The organism is Spongiactinospora gelatinilytica, assembly GCF_003236385.1.
In the GTDB taxonomy this organism is placed as follows: Bacteria; Actinomycetota; Actinomycetes; order Streptosporangiales; family Streptosporangiaceae; genus Spongiactinospora; species Spongiactinospora gelatinilytica.
The window spans coordinates 1-2936 of record NZ_POUA01000590.1 but is presented as its reverse complement, the minus strand read 5'-3'; the positions used below and the strand labels follow the sequence as shown (position 1 = coordinate 2936).

Sequence of the window (2936 nt, the reverse complement as noted above, 5' to 3'; positions counted from 1 at the left end):
GTGGGGTGGCGTTGCTGTTCCGCCGCCATGTGGGCGGGGATGTCCAGCCCGGCGCGGCGCTCGCCGTTCAGGGTGAGCGGGAGCGCGATCATCCGGTGGTGGCCCCTGCCCACCAGTGACGCGACGGTGTCGCCGAGCCGGGGCCGGGCCCGCTCCAGATAGCCCGCGGCGACGTCGGTACTGCGGTCGAGCCGGCATCGCAGCCGGTGTACGAATCTGCCGAATTCGGCTGCCCCGCTGTCATCGCCCGTGCCATGACCGATGAGCAGCAGTGGCGGCTTCATCCACGAATCTCCATCGTTCTTTACAGGCGTGACCTGCGAATGCTCGGACAAGTCACGCGAGGATATCCGAAAAGACACGGTTCTGACAGGCCATGTCGGAACCGGCGGTGCTGGTGGGACGACGGAGATCATTAGAGCCTTGTGAGCCTCAGCGGCGGGTCCCGTGGAGGATCAGCACGGGGTCGGCGGGGGCCGCCGCGAGGGTCCCGTCAGGGCGTTCGGCGAGCCGTTCGGCGTGGATCCGCACGCCCTCGGCGCGGTAGCCGTACTCCCGCAGGACCGCCAGTACGGCCGGCGCCCGCTCCGCCTCCCGCAGCGCGCATACGAGAGCGGCCGGACCGCGTTCCGCGCACGCGGCCACCACCTCGGGCCCGCCCCCCGCGACGTACACGCCGTCGGGGTCGGGCAGCGGCTCCAGGGCGACGGGGGCCTGCCCGCGGGTGAGGGCGACCTTGACGCCGTGCGCGAGCACCCGGCGCTTGATGACCTCGCAGCGGCCGGCGTCCCGTTCCACGGCGAACACCGCCGCCCCGAACCCGGCGCAGTCCACGGACACCTCGCCGTGGCCCGCGCCGATGTCCCACACCAGGTCGCCGAGCCGCGGGCCGAGCCTGGCGAGCACGAAGGCGCGGGCCTCGGCGCCGATGCCCGGCGACCCGTGCGACTCGGCGGCCCACTCCCCCGGCCCCGGCCTGGCCCCGGCGAGCCACACGTCGCCGGGGCGGCGGTGGCGCGGATCGACGACCAGGACGATGCCGGGGTTCTTCCACGGACGGGTGGTGGCCTCGCCCATGCGGCTGTGGATGATCCGCTCGTCGGGGCCGCCCAGGTCTTCGAAGACGATGAGCGCCCGCGGGGTGGTGGGGGCCAGTTCCCTGGCCAGTTCGGCGGGGCCGACGCCGGGCGCGGCCAGCACGGCGACCTTGTGGTGGGCGCGGCACACGTTTGCCGCCCTGCGCAGTTCGGGGGTGCCGACCACCAGGGCGTCCTCCCAGGCCAGGCCGGCGTGGGCGAAGGCGCGGGAGACGAGCGAGGCGGCGGGCAGCACCTCGGGGGCGAGGCCGTGCGCGCGCAGTTCGCGCACCGGGCCGAAGAAGCCGGGGTCGCCGTCGGCGAGTACGACGGCGGACCCGCCCGCCGTGCCCTCCAGGTGCTCGTCCAGCGCGCGGAGCACGTCGCCGGCGACGACCCTGGGCACACCGGGATCGGGCCGCACCCGCCTGATGACCCGTTCCGGGCCGGTGACCAGCGCCGCCTGGTCCACCTTGGCCCGTGCCCCCGGTGACAGCTCCGAGCCGTCGCTGCCGATCACAGTGATCATCAGTGCTCACCGCCTCCCTCTCCCACAGTTACCGATGGCGGGCTGAACCGGTAGGTCCGGCAGGTGGAAGAGGGAGACGAAACGCGGCGACCTTTCGATGTGTCATATCAGTATTTAAGTGCCCGAATACCACTATTCGGGTAGGCGTATCACGCGCCGGTCAGCGAATGCGGAGCCCGGAGCGGCACCACTTCGCCGGGATGCGGGACCTCCGCGAGGTCGGACAGCGGTTCGGTGCCGAGCGGCGGCGGGGCGGCCAGGATCTCCTCCAGCAGGGTCCGCGCGGCGGGGGTGAGCGGCCGGGTGGAGTCCCAGTGGACGGCGACGCGGCGTCCACAGGTGTCGGCCAGGCGGCGGACCATGACGCCGCCGGTGTCGGCGGTGGAGACGGCGAGCTGGTTGGTCACGCCGACGCCGAGGCCGTGCCGTACCAGCGAGACGAGGGTCTGGGGCTGGTTGGTGGCCTGCACCGCCTCGACCTCGAAGCCGTGCCTGCGGAAGACCTTGTAGGTCTCAAAGCCCATGGCGGTCGGCGATCCGAGCCGGCCGATGGTGATCAGCGGGTAGGCGGCCACCGCGGCCACGGGCAGCGGGTCGGGCAGGCGGGCCAGCGGGTGGCCGGGCGGGTGGACGACCACCAGCTGTTCGCGCCACAGCGGGCGGCTGCGCACCGGGGGCGCCGGCGGCGGGGTCATCGGCCGTAGGTAGACGTCGATCTCCCCTGAGGTCAGCGCGCTGTCCAGTTCCAGCGTGGCCCGCTCGACGAGCACCACCTTGATGGCGGGGCTGTGCCTGGCCAGCCGGTCCAGTACGGCCGGGACGAACGCCGCCCCCGCGCTCGGATAGCTGCCCAGGGTGACCACGCCCCTGGCGGCCCCGCGCCGGTCGGCCATCGCCGCCTCGGCGAAGGCCAGCTCGCGCAGGATGGAACGGGCGTGGTCGGCGAGCACCACCCCCGCCTCGGTCAGCTCGACCGGCCGCTTGCTCCGATCGAACAGCGGGAGGCCGGCCTCCCGCTCCAGCGCGGCGACGTGCATGCTCACCCGGGGTTGTGAGCGATGCACGGCTTCGGCCGCCGCACTGAAACTCCCCGTGTCAACGACCCCGAGAAACGAAACGAACCACTCCAGACGGACATCCGGTCGCAACATGGATCCGCTTTACCCCGCCGTTCGCAGCGCGACAAGATCTTGCCGTGAACCGGATGCCCGCTGATCCGTCTTCCGAATAATCCCATCCGTAATTCGCGCTTAACAGTGGACCGGTATGGACCATAAGCTCGCGGAAACGACAGGCCCGTGACCTTTTGCCCGCCCCCCTAAGCCCCGCTT

3 protein-coding genes are annotated in these 2936 nt (G+C 72.2%); all 3 read right to left on the bottom strand.

Annotation, left to right across the window (positions count from 1 at the left end):
* Positions 1–284: sirohydrochlorin chelatase (locus C1I98_RS37370; protein WP_199537509.1), on the bottom strand; the 284-nt coding region annotated here is incomplete at its 3' end.
* Positions 285–432: 148 nt separating this feature from the next.
* A complete protein-coding gene (locus C1I98_RS37365) occupies positions 433–1605 on the bottom strand; it encodes a bifunctional cobalt-precorrin-7 (C(5))-methyltransferase/cobalt-precorrin-6B (C(15))-methyltransferase (RefSeq protein WP_111171979.1) in 1173 nt (390 codons plus the stop codon).
* A 149-nt stretch (positions 1606–1754) separates the two neighbouring features.
* Complete coding sequence (locus C1I98_RS37360; RefSeq protein WP_111171978.1) at positions 1755–2756, bottom strand: LysR family transcriptional regulator; 1002 nt, start codon at positions 2754–2756, stop codon at positions 1755–1757.
* Positions 2757–2936: the final 180 nt, after the last annotated feature.